General features: G+C 70.7%; 12 protein-coding genes and 1 pseudogene. 8 read left to right on the top strand and 5 right to left on the bottom strand.

The window, feature by feature from the left end; genetic code table 11:
- The first annotated feature begins 268 nt into the window (after window positions 1–268).
- Together ACTWP9_RS24160 and ACTWP9_RS24155 are read left to right on the top strand one after the other, a co-directional pair.
- Entirely contained in the window at window positions 269–1,318 is a 1,050-nt protein-coding gene (locus ACTWP9_RS24160; protein ID WP_443248349.1) for a methyltransferase, read from the top strand.
- Between the two features lie 59 nt (window positions 1,319–1,377).
- Window positions 1,378–2,229 (top strand): class I SAM-dependent methyltransferase, encoded by an 852-nt coding sequence (locus ACTWP9_RS24155; protein WP_443248348.1) that lies wholly within the window; start codon window positions 1,378–1,380, stop codon window positions 2,227–2,229.
- A 207-nt stretch (window positions 2,230–2,436) separates the two neighbouring features.
- Here the strand turns inward: ACTWP9_RS24155 and ACTWP9_RS24150 are convergent, their stop codons facing one another.
- Genes ACTWP9_RS24150 through ACTWP9_RS24140 form a run of 3 tightly spaced genes read right to left on the bottom strand, consistent with a single transcriptional unit; the run spans window position 2,437 to window position 8,029 of the window.
- Window positions 2,437–3,876 carry an NAD-dependent succinate-semialdehyde dehydrogenase gene (locus ACTWP9_RS24150; RefSeq protein ID WP_443248347.1) on the bottom strand — a complete coding sequence of 480 codons (1,440 nt, stop codon included), beginning with the start codon at window positions 3,874–3,876 and terminating at the stop codon, window positions 2,437–2,439.
- Window positions 3,873–6,809 (bottom strand): FAD-binding and (Fe-S)-binding domain-containing protein, encoded by a 2,937-nt coding sequence (locus ACTWP9_RS24145; protein WP_443248346.1) that lies wholly within the window; start codon window positions 6,807–6,809, stop codon window positions 3,873–3,875. The genes ACTWP9_RS24150 and ACTWP9_RS24145 overlap by 4 nt, the downstream gene beginning before the upstream one ends.
- On the bottom strand, window positions 6,764–8,029 hold the full coding sequence (locus ACTWP9_RS24140) for an aspartate aminotransferase family protein (RefSeq protein ID WP_443248345.1): 1,266 nt from the start codon (window positions 8,027–8,029) through the stop codon (window positions 6,764–6,766). The genes ACTWP9_RS24145 and ACTWP9_RS24140 overlap by 46 nt, the downstream gene beginning before the upstream one ends.
- Window positions 8,030–8,331: 302 nt before the next feature.
- Here ACTWP9_RS24140 and ACTWP9_RS24135 point away from each other — a divergent pair, with 302 nt between their 5' ends.
- The 3 genes from ACTWP9_RS24135 (at window position 8,332) to ACTWP9_RS24125 (ending at window position 12,865) form a co-directional block, all read left to right on the top strand.
- A complete protein-coding gene (locus tag ACTWP9_RS24135) occupies window positions 8,332–9,978 on the top strand; it encodes a PucR family transcriptional regulator (protein ID WP_443248414.1) in 1,647 nt (548 codons plus the stop codon).
- A 407-nt stretch (window positions 9,979–10,385) separates the two neighbouring features.
- Window positions 10,386–11,510, top strand: coding sequence for a SagB/ThcOx family dehydrogenase (locus ACTWP9_RS24130; RefSeq protein WP_443248344.1), 1,125 nt, complete (start codon window positions 10,386–10,388; stop codon window positions 11,508–11,510).
- Complete coding sequence (locus ACTWP9_RS24125) at window positions 11,507–12,865, top strand: cytochrome P450 family protein (protein ID WP_443248343.1); 1,359 nt, start codon at window positions 11,507–11,509, stop codon at window positions 12,863–12,865. Before ACTWP9_RS24130 ends, ACTWP9_RS24125 begins: the two co-directional genes overlap by 4 nt.
- Window position 12,866: 1 nt before the next feature.
- On the opposite strand, the gene ACTWP9_RS24120 is transcribed toward ACTWP9_RS24125, so the two are convergent.
- Complete coding sequence (locus tag ACTWP9_RS24120) at window positions 12,867–14,267, bottom strand: alpha/beta fold hydrolase (RefSeq protein WP_443248342.1); 1,401 nt, start codon at window positions 14,265–14,267, stop codon at window positions 12,867–12,869.
- A 269-nt stretch (window positions 14,268–14,536) separates the two neighbouring features.
- Here ACTWP9_RS24120 and ACTWP9_RS24115 point away from each other — a divergent pair, with 269 nt between their 5' ends.
- From ACTWP9_RS24115 to ACTWP9_RS24105, 3 genes and pseudogenes are all read left to right on the top strand, one after another.
- A complete protein-coding gene (locus ACTWP9_RS24115; protein WP_443248341.1) occupies window positions 14,537–14,968 on the top strand; it encodes a GNAT family N-acetyltransferase in 432 nt (143 codons plus the stop codon).
- A gap of 156 nt (window positions 14,969–15,124) precedes the next feature.
- Window positions 15,125–15,259: pseudogene (locus tag ACTWP9_RS24110) on the top strand (D-alanine--D-alanine ligase); the annotation flags it as partial.
- A gap of 196 nt (window positions 15,260–15,455) precedes the next feature.
- Entirely contained in the window at window positions 15,456–16,232 is a 777-nt protein-coding gene (locus ACTWP9_RS24105; RefSeq protein ID WP_443248340.1) for a sulfite exporter TauE/SafE family protein, read from the top strand.
- 83 nt (window positions 16,233–16,315) lie between these two features.
- Here ACTWP9_RS24105 and ACTWP9_RS24100 read toward each other — a convergent pair whose 3' ends face one another.
- Entirely contained in the window at window positions 16,316–16,912 is a 597-nt protein-coding gene (locus tag ACTWP9_RS24100; RefSeq protein WP_443248339.1) for a hypothetical protein, read from the bottom strand.
- Window positions 16,913–16,964 lie beyond the last annotated feature (52 nt).

Below are 16,964 nucleotides of genomic sequence, written 5' to 3'. Positions count from 1 at the left end.
GGCATGATGGCCAGTCAACGCCGACTCACCACCCCGCCGCACCGCCCTTCATATGCCTCGGCCAACACCACCCATGCGCTCCTCGCCCCCCACCACTTCGTGCGCCTCTCGACCCCCACCACTTCGTGCGCTCCTCGACCACCGCACGACCCGCACGCCGCAGGCTGATCCGCACTGCGCGAAGGCGGTCGCGACGCTTTCGGCAGGACGAGAACGCCGACCCGACGTCGTGCAGGGAAGTCCGCACGAGGAAAGGGAGACTCAGCTGATGACCAGCGCCGCCCGTCCCGACGACCCGACCACCCCTGCGGTCTTTGAGGACCCGGCCGGTCAGTTGCTCGAGCTGTCCTTCGGCTACCTCTACTCGGCTGCTCTCCACACCGCGGCGCGGCTGGGCATCGCCGACCATCTGGTGAACGGCCCGCGCACCGCGGAGCAACTCGCTGAGGCGGCGCAGGTGCACGGCCCCCATCTGCGGCGGCTGTTGCGCTTCCTCGCGACGAAGGGCGTCTTCCGGCAGGAGGCGGCAGACCGCTTCCACCTCACCCCGCTCGCCCAGCCGTTGCGCACGGACGTCGAGGGATCTCTGCGCGACTACGTCATGATGCGCGGCGAGGACATCTTCTGGCTCTCGGCGGCCCGGCTGCCGGACGCGGTCCGCACCGGTGGCACGGCCTTCGAGCAGCTCTACGGAGTCCCCTTCTACGACCACCTGGCGGCCGACCCCCAACTGGGAGCCGCGTTCCACTCCAGCATGGCGGCGTTCTCGCAGGCGCTCAGCAACGAGGTCGCGGACGCCTACGACTTCTCCGGCGTGCGGAGCGTTATCGATGTGGGCGGCGGACGCGGCGGCCTGCTCCGGTCGATCCTGCTGCGCCACCCACAGATGACGGGCACGCTGTTCGATCTGGAGTCCGTGGTCGCCGGTCACGTGCTCGACTCCCCCGAACTGGCCGGGCGCTGGCGGGTGGAGGCGGGCGACTTCTTCATCTCGGTTCCGGCGGGAGCCGATGTCTACCTGCTGAAACACGTGCTGGCCAGCTGGCCGGACGAGGACTGTGTGCGGATCCTGCGTACCTGCAGCCGGGCGGCTCCGGCCGGTGGTCGGCTGCTCGTCGTCAACGCGCTGATCCCGGAAGGGAACGAGCCGCACCCCGGCAAGACCCACGACATGCTGATGATGACCGTACTCAACGGCAAGGGGCGGACGCGCAGGGAGTACGAGGAGCTCCTCGCGCGGGCAGGGCTGACGGTGCGCCAGGTGCGGACCCTCTCCGCTCACGCATCGATCATCGAGGCCGTGATCGACGACCGTTGACCGGGAACCGGCCGGAATTGCCGATCGGCGGGCGGGATACCGCGGCCGGAAAGGGCGTCATGACCGAAAGAATGGACGCGGTGGGGCGCACAGCGCTGCTGACTGCGGCGATGCGGACACTGGAGAGCCGCCGACCGGACCGGCTCTACGTGGATCCGTACGCACAGGACCTGTGCGGCGACGACGGGCCGAAGCTGCTGGACGAGGTGTGGGGCGCGACCTTCCCACCGCACCGACGGCGCGCCATGCCCAACACTCTCGATGTCAACGCGATCCGCACCCGCTACTTCGACGACCTTCTCCAGCGCGCGTCCCAGGACCGCGCCCAGATCGTGTCCGCAGGGTCGGGGGTGGACTCCCGGCCCTACCGGCTGGAATGGCCACCGAACGTGCGCTACTTCGAGATCGACCGCCCCTCGGTGCTGGACTACAAGCGCGACCGGCTCGCCCGGGCGCACCCCCGGGCGGCGCACCGGATGATCGCCGCCGATCTGACGGCGCCGGGCTGGGAGCGCCGGCTGGAAGTGGCGGGGTACGACGCGAAAGCGCCCTCGGTGTGGCTCCTCGAAGGCGTGCTCCCGTACCTCCGCGAGAACGATGTGCACCGCCTGCTCCAGCGCATCCGCACCCTCACCGCAATCGGCAGTCTGGTGGCGGGGGATCTGGTCAACTCCGAAGCGCTGACCTCGGCCCACGCACGCGGTCAGCTGGACGTCTTCGCCCGGTGGGGTTGCCCCTGGCGGTTCGGCACGGACGAGCCGGAAGCCCTCTTCGACCGGCACCGCTTCACCGCCGAGGTCGTCCAGCCGGGCGACCCGAGCGCCCACTACGGCCGCTGGCGGGACCCCGTGCCCCCGCGGAGCGTCCCCGGCGTCCGCCGGATCTTCCTCGTGTGCGCCGAGCGGCGCTGAGCCCGCAGGGCGCGTGTCGCGACGGAGGGCATGACCGGCGATACCGAGCAGTTGCATGCCCGGTTGGTGCGTGAGCGCCGACGGTTACTCGGTCAATCGCGATCAGGGGCGGGTGTCCCGTGCCCGGCCGGGGGAGGGGAGTCGTCGGCCGGGCACGGGTGGCCCGCGGTGCGCGATGAGGCGTATGTCAGGGCAGGAAGACCGCCGTCATCGCACGGGCACCGCGAGGTACTGGTACTCCAGGAACTCCTCGATCCCGACCCGGCCGCCCTCGCGGCCGAGACCGGACTGCTTGACGCCACCGAAGGGCGCTGCCGGATTGGAGACGAGACCGGTGTTGAGGCCGACCATGCCGACTTCCAGGCGCTCGCTGACGCGAAGGCCACGGTCGAGGCCCTCGGTGAAGACGTAGCCGACGAGGCCCCAGGGGGTGTCATTGGCCCGGCGGATCACCTCGTCCTCGTCGTCGAAGGTGAGGATCGCGGCGACCGGGCCGAAGATCTCCGTGTCCATCAGGCGGCTGCCGGGGGCGACGTCGGCGAGCACGGTCGGCGGATAGAAGCAGCCCGGCCCCTCGGGCGTACGCCCGCCGACGAGCACGCGGGCACCGCGCTCGACCGCGTCGGCGACCAGCTCCTCGACCTTGGCCCGACCGGTGGCGTCGATCAGCGGACCGACGTCGACGCCGTCCTGGGTGCCAGGCCCGACGACGAGCGCGCCCATGCGCTCGGCCAGGCGCCGCCCGAACTCCTCCGCCACCGACCGGTGGACGAAGAAGCGGTTCGCGGCGGTGCACGCCTCCCCCATGTTGCGCATCTTGGCGAGCATCGCGCCGTCCACCGCCACGTCCAGGTCGGCGTCGTCGAAGACGATGAACGGCGCGTTGCCGCCCAGTTCCATGGAGGTGCGTACGACCGTGTCGGCGGACTGGGCCAGCAGCAGCCGCCCGACCTGCGTGGAGCCGGTAAAGGACAGCTTGCGAATCTGCCCGCCTCGCAGCAGCGGCTCGCAGACCTCCCCGGCGCGGGAGGTGGTGACGACGTTCAGCACCCCGTCCGGCAGTCCCGCCTCCTTCAGGATCCCGGCCAGCGCGAGGCTGGACAGCGGGGTCTGCGGGGCGGGCTTGAGCACCATCGTGCAGCCTGCGGCGACCGCCGGGCCGATCTTGCGGGTGCCCATAGCCAGCGGGAAGTTCCACGGGGTGATCAGCAGGCAGGGGCCGACCGGTCGACGGGAGAGCAGCATGCGGTTGCGGCCGTCGGGCAGGACGCCGCCGCCGCCGTCGATGCGCACGGCCTCCTCGGAGAACCAGCGGAAGAACTCGGCCGCGTACGCCACCTCTCCCCTGGCCTCCGCCAGCGGCTTGCCCATCTCGGACGTCATCAAGTGGGCCAGCTCGTCGGTGCGCTCGAGGATGATCTCGTACGCGCGGCGCAGGATCTCGCTGCGCGCCCGAGGTGCCGTACGGGCCCACTCCTCCTGCGCCTGGACGGCTGCCTCCTCCGCGAGCCGGGCGTCCTTGAGCCCCGCGTCGGCGATGTGACAGAGGATCTCGCCCGTCGCGGGGTTGTCGACGGGCATGGTGGCGCCGTCCGCGGCGTCCACCCAGGAGCCGCCGATGAACAACTGCGTGGGTGTGTCGGTCATGAGGTCTCTCCTGGTTGATCAGCGGCGGGGTCGAGCAGTTCCGCGAGGTGCCGGGCACGGACGCCCCGGTCACCGGCGAGATGGTCGATCTGGGTGGCGCAACTGAAGCCGTCGGCCACAACGACGGTCTGCGGGTCCTCGTCGATCCCGTCGAGACGGGGCTTCAGCGCCAGGTCGGCGACGGCCATCGAGGTGTCGTAGTGCTCCTCCTCGAAGCCGAAGTTCCCGGCGAGCCCGCAGCAGCCCTCGGCCTCGTCGACCTTCCGGACGCCGAGTCTACGCAGCAGGTCGTGCGGGCGGCGGCCGGCGAAGGTCGCGTACTCGTGGCAGTGGGTCTGCAGCACGACATTCTCCGGCAGCTCGGGCGGCGTCCAGCCCTCGGCGGCCAGATCGGTCAGGGCGCCGGTGAGGGTGTGGACGCGGGCCGCGACGCGACGTGCGGCATCGGTGTCGAGGAGTTCGGGCACGTCCCGCTTGAGGGCGGCGGCGCAACTGGGTTCGGCCACGACGACGGGCCGGTCGTCGCCGTTGTCCAGGCGGGCGACCGTACGGGCCATGATGCGGCGTGCGACGGACAGCTGGCCGGTGCTCACCCAGGTCAGGCCGCAGCACAGGCCGTCCTCCGCGGTGCAGGGGATTCCGGCGTCGGCGAGCACACGGCTCGCTGCTCCGGCCACCTCGGGGCGGAAGGCGCGGGTGAAGCTGTCGACGAAGAGCAGCGCCTTCGACGATTCGCCGGTCTTCGTCTTGCGCAGCACCCCGCGCAGGGCGCGCCGGGACGCGAAGGCCGGGATCCTGCGCTTCGTGGTCACGCCTCCGAGCCGGGCGAGCAGCCTGCCGAGCGGCCCGCGCAGCAGGGCGTTGACCGGTCGGGCGACGTATCCGGCGAGGGCCGAGGTCAGGGGCAGCCAGCCCAGCGAGTAGTGCGAGCGGGGCCGCAGCCTGCCCTTGTAGTGGTGGTGGAGGAACTCGGCCTTGTAGGTGGCCATGTCCACGCCGACCGGGCAGTCGCTGGAGCACGCCTTGCAGGACAGGCACAGATCGAGGGCGTCTTTGACCTCGGTCGAGCGCCAGCCGTCCTGGACGGTTCCGCTCCGCACCATCTCCTGGAGCAGGCGGGCCCGGCCCCGGGTGGAGTCGTTCTCCTCCCCCGTGGCGCGATAGCTGGGGCACATCACGCCGCCCGCGGAGCTGCGGCAGCGGCCGACGCCGACGCAGCGGCGCACGGCACCCGCGAAGCCGTCCTCGTCGTGCGGGAAGGAGAACAGTGTCTCGACGGGCAGCACTTCGGGTGTGTGCAGCGCGAGATCGGCGTCGAGCCGGGCCGGCGCCACGATGACGTCCGGGTTCAGCAGCCCTTCGGGATCGAAGATCTCCTTGAACTCGGCGAACATCCGGATCATGCGGTGGCTGTACATCACCTCCAGCAGTTCGCCGCGCGCCCGCCCGTCACCGTGCTCGCCCGAGAGGGTTCCGCCGTGCTCGACGACCAGGGTGGCCGCCTCCGAGAGGAACCGGCGGGTGGCAGCCCTCCCGGCATCCGTGGCGAGATCGAAGTCGATGCGTACGTGGACGCAGCCGGCGCCGAAGTGCCCGTACAGCACACCGGTCAGGCCGTGCGTGGCCAGCAGCTTGCGGAAGTCCCGCAGGTAGGCGGCCAGGTCCTCGGGCGCGACCGCCGCGTCCTCCCAGCCGGGCCAGGATTCCCCGCCGTCCACGAGACGGGCGGCGAGACCGGCCCCGTCCTCGCGGACGCGCCACAGCGAGCGCCGCTCGGCGGCACTCTCCACGACGCGCCCGCCGGTCATCCGGCCCTGTGCCTCGAGTACGTCCAGCAGTTCGGCGGCGCGGGAGTTCACCGCCGCCTCGTCGTCGCCGTCGAGCTCGACGTACAGCCAGGCGCGGCCCTCGGGCAGGCCGGTGACGGAGTCCGAGCCACGGCGGGCGCGCATGGTGGCGACGATCGCCTCGTCCATGCCCTCCACGGCGGTGGGATTCCAGCGCAGGATCTCCGGCACGTCCTCGGCGGCGTCGACGACGTCGTCGTAGCCGAGGGTGAGCAGTGCGGAGGCCGGTGCGGTGGGCACCAGCCGCACCGTCGCGGCCGTGACGACCGCGACGGTGCCCTCGGTGCCGACCAGCGCACGGGCCATGTCGAAACCGTGCTCCGGCAGCAGGTGGTGCAGCTGGTAGCCGGAGACCTGGCGCGGAATGCGGCCGAGTTCGGTGCGGATCGGTGCCAGACCGGCGTCGATCAGACGTCGTACGTCCGCTTCGAGCCTGGCAACGTGCTGCAGCGCTTCCGAGTCGTCCGGGTCGGCGGCGCGCAGGCCGGTGCGGTCGGCGACGACCCGTACGCCGTCGGCCGTCACCAGCTCCAGGGACTCGATGTGGCTGCTGGTCCGGCCGTGACGTACGGACCGGTTGCCGCAGGCGTCGTTGCCGATCATCCCGCCGAGGGTGCAGCGACTGTGCGAGGACGGGTCGGGGCCGAAGGTGAGCCCGTGCGCTGCGGTCGCGCTGCGCAGCGCGTCGAGAACCACTCCGGCCTCGACGCGCGCGGCGCGCGCCACCGGGTCGATGTCCAGGATCCGGTTCATGTACCGGGAGAAGTCCAGGACCACGCCCGGTCCGACCGCGTTGCCCGCCATGCTGGTGCCGCCGCCGCGCGCGGTGACCGGGACGCCCGTCTCCCGGCAGGCCCGCAGCACCGCGCAGACATCGTCGGCGCTGCGGGGGAAGGCCACGGCCCGCGGCGGGACCCGGTAGTTGGAGGCGTCGTAGGCGTAGAGGCCGGTGGGTCCTGGGCCGGTCTCCACCTTCAGGTCGGGAGCGGTGTCGGCGAGCCGTGCAACCAGGCCCTCCAGGGCCGTGGCGGTGCCGGTTGTCACCGCGATGCTCCTGATGTGCCGGCCTCGACCGCGGCCGCCCATGCCTGGAGGCCCTCGTCCACCGCCGTCTCGTCGATCACGAGCGCCGGGATCATCCGCACGACCTGGTTCCAGGCGCCGCACTGCAGCAGGAGCAGGCCCTCGTCGACGGCGGCCCGCTGCACGGCGGAGGCGGTCTCGGGGTCGGGGCTGCCGTCCTCGTTGACGAACTCGGTGCCCAGCATCAGCCCGAGGCCCCGCACATCGCCGATGGCCGGCGTCCGCTCGGCCACCGCCTGCAGGCCCTGGCGCAGCCGTGCGCCCATCGCCTCGGCGTTCTCGACGAGCTTCTCGTCATGTACGACGTCGAGGGTGGCGCAGGCCGCGGCGCAGGCGACGGCGTTGGCGCCGTACGTACCGCCCTGCGAACCGGGCCATGCCTTGGTCATCAGCTCCTCGGAGGCCGCGATGCCGGACAGCGGGAAGCCGCTGGCCAGTCCCTTGGCGGTGACGAGGATGTCCGGGGTGACGCCGAAGTGCTCGTGGCCCCAGAACCGTCCGGTGCGGCCCACGCCCGTCTGCACCTCGTCCAGGATCAGCAGGAAGCCGTGCCGGTCGGCACGCTCCCGCAGTCCCTCCAGGAAGGCGCGGTTCGCGGGGACGTACCCGCCCTCGCCGAGCACCGGTTCGACGATGATCGCAGCCGTGTCGGCCGGCGGGGAGATCGTCTGGAGCGTGTAGTCCAGCTCCTGGAGGGCGAAGCGGGTGGCGGCCTCCTCGTCCCAGCCGTAGCGGTAGGCCGAGGGGAACGGGGTGACGACCACGCCGCTCATCAGCGGCGAGAAACCGGACCGGAAGCGGGTGCCGGAGGTGGTCATGGAGGCGGCGGCCACGGTACGGCCGTGGAAGCCGCCGTGGCAGACGAGGATGTTGGGCCGGCCGGTGGCCTGCCGGGCCAGCCGCAGTGCGGACTCGACGGCCTCGCTGCCGGAGTTGGTGAAGAACAGACTGTCCAGACCGTCCGGCAGCACCTCGCCCAGCTTGTCGACGAGCCGCCGCAGGGGCTGGTGCATGACCGTCGTGTACTGGCCGTGGACGAGCGTACCGACCTGCTCCTGCGCCGCAGCCACGACCTTGGGGTGGCAGTGTCCGGTGCTGGTGACGCCGATGCCTGCGGTGAAGTCGAGGTACCGGCGGCCGTCTTCGCCGTAGAGGTGGACGCCCTCGCCCCGGGCAGCCACCACGGGGGTGGCCTGGCGAAGGTGCGGCGACAGTGCGGTCATGGTCGTCTCCCGGCCGTGTGTCGTGCTCTGCGTACCTGAGTGGGTCCACTCCGGCATACCAAGCATCCCTGCCGTCCCGGAGCGCGACAACGCGTGAACTGTCCAGCTGACGCATGGTGTTCGGACACTGTGTCAACCATGAGGGCCCGAACCCCGCGCCCGGTGCCTCAGCGGCCCGGGCGGAGCACCTCTTGCGCAGGTCAGCGCCGCTTGACACAGTGACCTGGCACTCCCCCGAGTTCTCGGCTCCGCCGGGGCGCGGGGACCCCCCTGGAGACACCGTGACCGAGGACCACCCGACGATGCGACCACCGGCCCCGGACGACCTGGACAGCTCCGCGCCCGTCCGCGCCGTCACCGTCGCCGATGTCCTGGCCCTCCCCGTCCTGACCGCCGGAGAGCCCGAGGTCGTCACCGGCGTCACCCACCTCGACCGGCCGGTCCGCTGGGCCCACATCACCGAACTGACGGACCCCGCCTCCTTCCTCAAGGGCGGCGAACTCGTCCTGACCACCGGTATGCCGCTGCCCGGCGACGCGGCGGGCGTGCGCCGATACGTCGACGAGCTCGCCGGTGTCGGAGCGGCAGCCCTGGTCATCGAACTCGTGCGGCGCTACCACCGCCCGCCCGAAGCCCTCGTCGACGCCTGCCAGGCCCGCGGTCTCCCACTGATCACCCTCGCCCGGGACGTCAACTTCCTGGAGGTCACCCAGGTCGTCCACGCCCTCATCCTCGGCAACCAGGCGGAGGCGATGCGCCGTACGCAGCGCATCCACGAGGCGTTCACCGCCCTGACGCTGCGCGGCGCGGGGCCGGAGGACGTGGTGCGCGCGGCGGCCGAGATGAGCGGCCGCACGGTGGTCCTGGAGAACCTGGTCCGCCAGGCACTGATCTGTGAGCCTTCCGGAACCACGCTGGAGGAGGCACTCACCGGCTGGGAGCAGCGGTCGCGAGCCACCCCGTCCGGCGACCGTACCCGCCAGGGCGGTCCGGAGGGCTGGCTCGCCGCACCGGTGGAGTACCAGGGCGAACGCTGGGGCCGCGTGGCCATGTTGCCCGCCCGCACCACCGAGCCGGCTTTCGGCCCTGAGCACATCATCGTGCTGGAGAGGACGGCGATGGCCCTGACCGTCGCCCGCCTCATCCACCCCGCGCCCTGGGAGCGCACCGCGCACCGCAACGCCCTCCGCGACCTCGTCGAGCAGCGCCACCACTCCCCCGAAGACGCCCGCGCCCGGCTGGTCGCACTGGGGCTGCCCACCGAGAACAGCCGCTTCCTCGCGGTCGTGGTGGACCTCCCCGCAGAAGACACCACGGCGAACACCACGGCGACCCCGGAGACCCGGCTGTCACAGGAGCTGCGCACGGCAGGAATCCCGGCACTCGTCGGTGAACTGGCCCCGGGACGCGTGGGGGTACTGCTCGCCCTGAACGCCTCCCGCCCCTGGCTGCCTGCGGTCGAACGGCTGAGCAGCGCAGTGCTCGACCTGGCACCGCATGCTCTCGTGAGCGTCGGCTCCGAGGCCGACGACCTCACGGATGCGCCCCGTTCCTTCCACGAGGCCGCCCGCGTGGCCGACGCCACCCCGCCCGATCAGCCTCTCCCTGCGGGCCGTTCCTTCCGCGAACTGTCCGATGTCGGCCTGCGCTGCCTGCTCTACGCACTCCGCGAGGACACCCGGATCCAGGAGTACGCCGAACGACAACTCGGCCGCCTTCTCGATCACGACACCCGGCACGGCACCGATCTGCTGCCCACCCTGCGCCACTATCTGGAAGCCGCGGGCAACAAGACCAACGCCGCACGCCGCGGCGGCCTGTCCCGGGAGACCTTCTACCAGCGTCTGCGCACCATCGAACGCGTCCTCGACTGCGACCTGGAGTCCGGGGAACAGCGCACCGAACTGCACGTGGCGCTGACGGCAATGGACGTCCTGCGGGTCCGCTGAAGTACCACTGTTGGGAGCGGCGCGGGCCGGCTCGTCGAGCCGTGGCCGAAGCTGTCCCGAAACATAGGAATGCCCGTTTCACCCATAGTGTCGAAATCTGCGGTACCTGGAGAGGCGGAGAGCCCCTCGCCAGGCAGGCTGGTGCCGGTGCGCCTGTTCGCATTCGGGCGCGCTCCCCCACAACACCAGCTGAAAGGAAGTGACATCTCATGCGCAAGGTCACGATGAACGCGCAGGCGGCGGTCCGGAAGGACAGGCGCGCCGGTTACTACATCTTCAAGTTCCAGGCGGCCACTGCGAAGTGAGCCCGCGGGGTGGGCAACGGGCCGCACCGCGGAGGGCCGCAGGCCACCTGACCGTTGCCCGCCCCCACCTTGTTCCGCCCTTCCCCGCCTGCTGGAGTTGCCGTGCGCTACCGCCGTTCCCGCTGCCTGACGTGTTACTGGCGTGACGGGGCGTTCGTCGTCCATCCTTATCCCCACGGCACTCCCACCTCGCTGCATCCGGTGGCCGCCGAGGTCCTCTCCGCGTTCGAGGAATGGACCGAGCCCGCCGGAGCCGCCAAGACCCTTGACCACCTCACCCCCGAAACCGTCGAAGAGGCCATGGCCGTCCTCGCGGATGCCGGCGCACTGCTGACGGAAGACAGCCCGGAGGCGCACCACGACCAGGAGATCGACCGGCATTGGTCCACCTGGGCCCCCGAGGCGTCTTTCCTCCACTACTCGACGCAGCACGACTATCTGGACAGCGAGATCAACGTCCAGGACCCGGAGCTGATGCCGGACCCGGCACAGCTGCCGCCGTTGTTCACCACCTACGCGGACGCGCCGCGGCATCCACTGCCCCGCCCCCGGGCCGACCTGCAAATCCCGTATGAGCAGGTGCTCTACGCCCGCCGGACCCACCGCGACTTCGCCCGCGAAGCGGTGTCGCTGGGGACACTGGCAGCCCTGCTCTCCGCCGTGTTCGGCCCGGTGGACTTCATCGACAGCGGTCACGGCGCGCTCTACCGCCGCACCAGCCCGGCCGGTGGCTCCCGCCAGGAACTCGACGCCTACCTCGGAGCGCTCGACATCGCCGGGCTCGCCAACGGTTGGTATCACTACAACGGCCTGGAACACTCCCTGGAGCTGCGCACCGAGGGGCTCACCCGCGACGAGGCGGCGCACCTGTGCGCCGACCAGGACTGGATCGGCGATGCCGCATTCCTGGTGGTGCTTGCCGCCCGACTGGAACGCATGAGCGTGAAGTACCGCACGCCCCGTTGTTACCGCGTCTGCCTGCTCGACGCCGGCCACCTGGGTCAGACCTTCGCCCTGACCGCCACCGCGCTGGGCCTCGGCCCCGCCCAGACCGGCGCCTTCAACGACTCCCTGGTCGCAGAACGATGCGGCCTGGACAACGCCGGGCACACGCCCCTCTACGTACTGGCCGCCGGTCACCCAAGCCCCTCCGGCGCCCACGGGCCACCTCCAGCAGCCCTCGCCGCCTTCGCACATTCGCCCCTCCACGAGACCGGGCGATCATGACGACCCCGCCCGGCGGCCCCACTGAACCCAGCGGAATCGGTACCCCGTCCACAGCCCTGCCCACCGATCTCCCGCCCTCCTTGCAGCAGCTCATCGGCAAACACCCCGACGAGCCGAACGTGATGGACCCGGAACTGCTCGCCGACCCGTTCGGCGGCTACGGCCGGCTCCGTGAGCAGGGCCCCGTCGTCCGCGCACGCTTCATGGACGACACACCGGTCTGGCTGGTGACACGGTTCGAGGAGGTACGCGCCGTCCTGCGGGACCCGCGGTTCGTGAACAGCCCGTACTCGATTCCGGGCCACACCGGTCCGGACACCCGCGACCAGCTGATGGAACTGCTCGGCATTCCCGAGGAGTTCAGCGTGCACATCCTGGAGTCGGTCCTCACCAGCGACCCGCCGGACCACACCCGGCTGCGTCGTCTGGTCTCCCGCGCCTTCACCGCCCGCCGGGTCCCCGAGCTGCGGCCGCGCGTCGAGGAGATCACCGATGAGCTGCTCGACGGACTCCCCGGACATACGGACGAGAACGGAGTGGTCGACCTCATCGAGCACTTCGCATACCCGCTCCCGATCACGGTCATCTGCGAGCTGGTGGGCGTACCCGAGGCGGACCGACCGCGCTGGCGGCTCTTCGGCTCCGACCTCGCCTCGCTGGATCCCGAGCGGATCGGTGCCTCCTTTCCGGTCATGGTCCACCACATCCACGACCTGATCGCCGAGCGCCGTGCGGATCTGCGGGACGACCTGATCAGCGCGCTCATCCGCGCCCAGGACGACGACGGCGGCCGGCTCGACGACACCGAGATGGTCACCCTTGTGATGACGCTGGTGCTCGCCGGGCACGAGACGACCGCCCATCTCATCGGCCACGCCACCGTCGCCCTGCTCACCCACCCCGACCAGCTGCGGTTGCTCCGGCAGGACTGGGGGCTGCTGCCGCGCGCCGTTCATGAACTGACGCGCCGGTGCGGTTCGGTCCAGATGACCCAACTGCGGTACGCCGCCGAGGACGTGGAGCTGGCCGCCACCCGGATCCGCCAGGGCGAGGCCGTCCAGCCCGTCCTGGTCTCCGCAAACCACGATCCGCGCCACTACGACGACCCCGAGCGCCTGGATCTGACCCGGCGGGGTGCCGAGGACCAGGTCGGCTTCGGCCACGGCACCCACTACTGCCTGGGCGCCCCGCTCGCCCGGCAGGAGTGCGAGGTGGCCATCGGCCGTCTGCTGCGGCGCTACCCGGACCTCGCGCTGGCCGTCGCCCCCGACCAACTCAGAACCCAGGTACGCCGCCGCCAGCCGGGCGCCTGGCGTCTCCAGAACCTCCCGCTACGCCTGGAGGGGGCTCCCTGACTCAGCGACCGCCGCTGGTCAGATGCCTGACAGCGGTGGCGACGGTCGCAGGGCTGTTGCCCCAGGCCGTGTGCCCGTCACCGTCCCAGCGCAGCAGTCGGCTGCCCGGCAGAGCGCGGTGCACCCGTACGGCGAACGGCCGCGGCGTGGCCACGTCGTGCGAGCCGGAGAGCAGCAGCACCGGCGGGAATCCCTTCGGTACCCGCCACGCGTGCGGCCTCCACTTGCTCTGTTCCGGCCAGCCCGCACAGCCGCTCGCGATGTCCCAGAACTCGGAGTACCCGCGCAGGGTGGGCGCGAGTGCCCGCAGCCGCCTGACCTCGTCGGGAAACGCCTTTGCTGCACCGTCCCGTACCGGCACGTCCTGGCAGATGATCGCCCGGTACGCGGGATAACCGGGGTTCTTCGCCGCGGTGAACACCGCCAGCGGCTCGAACTTCCGCGTATCACCGACCTTCCGCAAGGCGGACGCGAGGCCGGAATACAGCGGGGGCATGTTCAGCGCGTTGTTGACGGCCTGTGCGATCTCCTCGGCGCGGACCGGACGTGCGCCGTCGACGATCCGGCCCGCATCGGCCCGCTGCTGCAACGCCCGCAGCAACGCGGGGATGTCCCGGCCGTGCAAGGCACAGTCCGTGTGAGCGGCGCACCACTTCGCGAACCGCCCCACGCCGTCCTCCACCGCGACCGCGTCGATCTCGGCGAGCCGGCGCCAGGACAGTGACCGGTCCACCACCCCGTCCAGGACCATTGTGCGGACCCGCCGCGGAAACAGTTCGGCGTAGCTCTGGGCCAGCATCGTGCCGTAGGAGACGCCGAGAAAGCTGACCTGGCGTTCCCCCAGTGCCGCCCGTACCGCATCCATGTCCCGGGCGACGCTCGCGGTGTCCAAGTGCCCGAAGAGGGCGCCGCTCTTCCGGGCGCAGTCGGTACCGAGCCGTTTGTTGCTGCGCACCAGGGCAGCGGCCTTCGACTGATCGGTGGGAAACCTGCTCACCTTCGTATCGAGGGGCGGCGGACAGTGCAGCGGCGTATTACGGCCGACGCCTCGCGGTTCCACGGCGACGATGTCGAACCGTTCGCGCAGCGTCGCGGGGAAGTACCGTTTCCTGGTCTTCGCGTCGAGCAGGTATCCGATCTCCCCCTCGCCGGGTCCGCCCGGATTGAAGAAGAGCGTGCCGATGCGGTGCCGGGGGTCGGACGCCGGAAGCCGCGCGAGATGAACGCGGGTCCGCTCGGAGGCCCCCGGCCGGGACCAGTCGACCGGTACGGAGATCGCCCCGCACCGGACCGGACCGGACGCCGCCGTTTTCGCGCACCGTTTCCAACTGATCGCACCGGTCGCCCTGCCGGAGGCGCCGGTATCCGGGGACGACAGCGCCACGGTCACCGATGCTGTCAAGGACGCAAGGACCAGGACGGAAACCGATACGGCAAGGGTCCTGTTGCGGTGATTCATAGGGAGGGACGCTAGTGGGGCCGCAGCGGGGCCCACATCAACCCGCCGAGGTACGCGCCCCAGCAGCCTCATACGTCACAGGAACGACGGGCCCCTAGGTGACCCGCACCCCCCGACCCCCCCATTCCGAACTTCACCGGCCCTGAACAGTTGCTTGGCCATCCCAAGTCAGAACTTTGAAAACCCAAGTGCCGTCGCTATGCTGCCTCGGCATGATCACCAGTAGGGAAGACGGATACGAGCTCTCCACCGACCCGGACCGTCTCGATGTCGGCTTGGTGCACCACTGGCTCTCGACCGATGCGTTCTGGGCGCTCGACCGCAGCCGGGAAACGGTAGAGCAGTCGATACGCGGCTCTCTCAACTTCGCTGTCCATGACGTCACCGGTGCTCAGGTCGCCTACGCGCGTGTCGTCACCGACCGGTCCACCTTCGCCTGGCTGTGCGATGTCTACGTCGCTCCCGCACACCGCGGCAAAGGTCTCGGTACCTGGTTGGCGGGCGCTGTTCGCGACCACCTTGCTCCCTACAAGCTCAAGCGCGTTCTGCTCTCCACCCTTGACGCTCACGAGATCTACTCGAAGGCCGGCTTCACACCGCTGCCGAACCCTGAACACCTGATGATCTTGAATCCGGCGCCATGACTCGGCAGCCCCCACGGCTTCTCACTGAACGTCAGGGGATGCGTCAGAGCCACGCCGCCCTGACCGGCGGTCCGGTCCTGGAGCTGCTGCGCGGCGCGGAGACGGTGTTCCTGGCACTGCACGGCGGCTTGGGGCGAAGACGGGTGCGACGCCGATGGGGAGCCGATGTGCATCGAAGTGAACGCGCTGCCGGGCCTGACGACGACGAGCCTGCTGCCGCTCGCGGCGACAGGGGCCGGCTGGACCTACCCCGACCTGATCCAGCGCCTCATGGACCTCGCGGCACACTGAGCCCGCACGTCTCGCCCCGCCGGTAGCGGCTGTCCCCCCGGCCCCGGGCTTACGGGCCGCGGGAGGCGCCGGATGGTGACCTCGACGATCGGTGCGGATGATCGTCTGGGATGCTGGGGCGACCCTTGGCATGCCTCCCGGCGCTGGACGTGGGACCCGCCGTGCCAACCCGCTACCAGCGAGGACCGCTGTACCCGTGTATGACATATCGATCACCGCTGTGGCGGTGCTGTGCGTCGGCGCCGCAATGGCCGGATGGATCGACGCGGTCGTCGGCGGGGGTGGACTGCTCCAACTGCCAGCCCTCCTTATCGGACTCCCCCACCTGCCCCCGGCGTACGCGCTGGGCACCAACAAGGCGGTGAGCGTCGTCGGAACAGGGGCCGCCGCGGCGACGTATCTGCGCAAGGCACCGGTCGACGTGCGGCTGGCCTGCCGGCTGGGCGTGGTGGCGGCGCTTTCCTCGGTGGGTGGGGCGTTCTTCGCCGCCGGCGTGAACAGCGCCGTGCTGCGTCCGCTGATCATGGTGCTGCTGCTCGGTGTCGCGGCGTTCGTGGTGCTGCGCCCGCAGTTCGGGCAGACTCCGGGCGGGCTGGTCACCCGGCAGCGCGTTCTGACCACGTTCGGCGTGGCGGGTGTCGGCATCGGCTTCTACGACGGGCTGCTCGGCCCCGGCACCGGCACCTTCCTGGTGATCGCCCTGGTGGCCCTCCTCAACATGGACATGGTCACCGCCTCGGCCACCACGAAGGTCGTCAACGTCTGCACCAACATCGGTGCGCTGGCCATGTTCGCCTGGCAGGGCACGGTGCTGTGGAAGCTCGCCTTGCTGATGGCACTCTTCAACATGTCTGGCGGCCTCGTCGGCGCACACATGGCCCTCAAGCGGGGCAGCGGTTTCGTGCGCGTCGTCCTCCTGGCCACCGTCGTCGGTTTGGTCACCAAGCTCGCATACGACCAGTGGTGGGCCTAGCTGTTGCGGGGCAGGACGGCGAGGTCACCTCGTGGGAGCAGCCGACGCTGCGCACGGCCCGGGGGCAGCTGGTCGGACACACATCAGTAGGGGCCTCCCCGGAAGAACGTGCTCCCGCGCAAACGCGGCCGGTCGTCTCTTCGATACGCGGCATCGGAGCGCTCAGCCGGTGCTGAGCGTTCGGCGAGGCCCCGCAATGTCCCCAGGCCCGCGAGGACTTCGGGGCGGTTGTCGGCCCGCTTCATCCACTCGGGAAGCCGCGAAAACATCGCCAACGTCGGCGAAGCAACGTGTTGCCGCAACACGGCGCGGACGTAGGCGGCCAGCTCATCGATGTGCTTCTCGTTGTACGCCCACAGGATGTGCCCGACGCAGCGCGTCTGCAGCCACAGCGGCTGCCGGAAGAACGGATCCTCGGTGCCGCCCACCGCCGCACCCACAAGTGCGGCGCCCCGCACCTCGGCTTCCCATGCGTCGGTGGTCCCGCACGCGGCGCACACGAGCCGGCGCGGCATGAACATCAGCTCACTGAAATACCGAGGTGCCTCAAGATCTGGTCTGAGCACGACGAGAGCGCGGCCCCCACACCCCGGGCACACCACCAGAATGCGGTCGGCGAACTGCACCAGCCACCGCCCCGTATCGATGTGCCGCGGCGGACCGCTCGACTCGGACTTCATTGCGAGCACGATGACATATACGCAGCGCGCCCGTGGCTTCGGGGCTTTCACA

This window comes from Streptomyces sp. 3N207 (assembly GCF_052246355.1).
Classification (GTDB): domain Bacteria; phylum Actinomycetota; class Actinomycetes; order Streptomycetales; family Streptomycetaceae; genus Streptomyces.
This window is presented reverse-complemented; position numbering and strand designations above follow the sequence as displayed.

What these genes read in the sequence shown, in the direction of transcription:
- ACTWP9_RS24160 (WP_443248349.1), top strand. Translation starts at nt 269, where the DNA reads ATGACCAGCGCCGCCCGTCCCGACGACCCGACCACCCCTGCGGTCTTT.
- ACTWP9_RS24155 (WP_443248348.1), top strand. Translation starts at nt 1,378, where the DNA reads ATGACCGAAAGAATGGACGCGGTGGGGCGCACAGCGCTGCTGACTGCG.
- ACTWP9_RS24150 (WP_443248347.1), bottom strand. Translation starts at nt 3,876, where the DNA reads ATGACCGACACACCCACGCAGTTGTTCATCGGCGGCTCCTGGGTGGAC.
- ACTWP9_RS24145 (WP_443248346.1), bottom strand. Translation starts at nt 6,809, where the DNA reads ATGGGCGGCCGCGGTCGAGGCCGGCACATCAGGAGCATCGCGGTGACA.
- ACTWP9_RS24140 (WP_443248345.1), bottom strand. Translation starts at nt 8,029, where the DNA reads ATGACCGCACTGTCGCCGCACCTTCGCCAGGCCACCCCCGTGGTGGCT.
- ACTWP9_RS24135 (WP_443248414.1), top strand. Translation starts at nt 8,332, where the DNA reads ATGCGACCACCGGCCCCGGACGACCTGGACAGCTCCGCGCCCGTCCGC.
- ACTWP9_RS24125 (WP_443248343.1), top strand. Translation starts at nt 11,507, where the DNA reads ATGACGACCCCGCCCGGCGGCCCCACTGAACCCAGCGGAATCGGTACC.
- ACTWP9_RS24115 (WP_443248341.1), top strand. Translation starts at nt 14,537, where the DNA reads ATGATCACCAGTAGGGAAGACGGATACGAGCTCTCCACCGACCCGGAC.
- ACTWP9_RS24100 (WP_443248339.1), bottom strand. Translation starts at nt 16,912, where the DNA reads ATGAAGTCCGAGTCGAGCGGTCCGCCGCGGCACATCGATACGGGGCGG.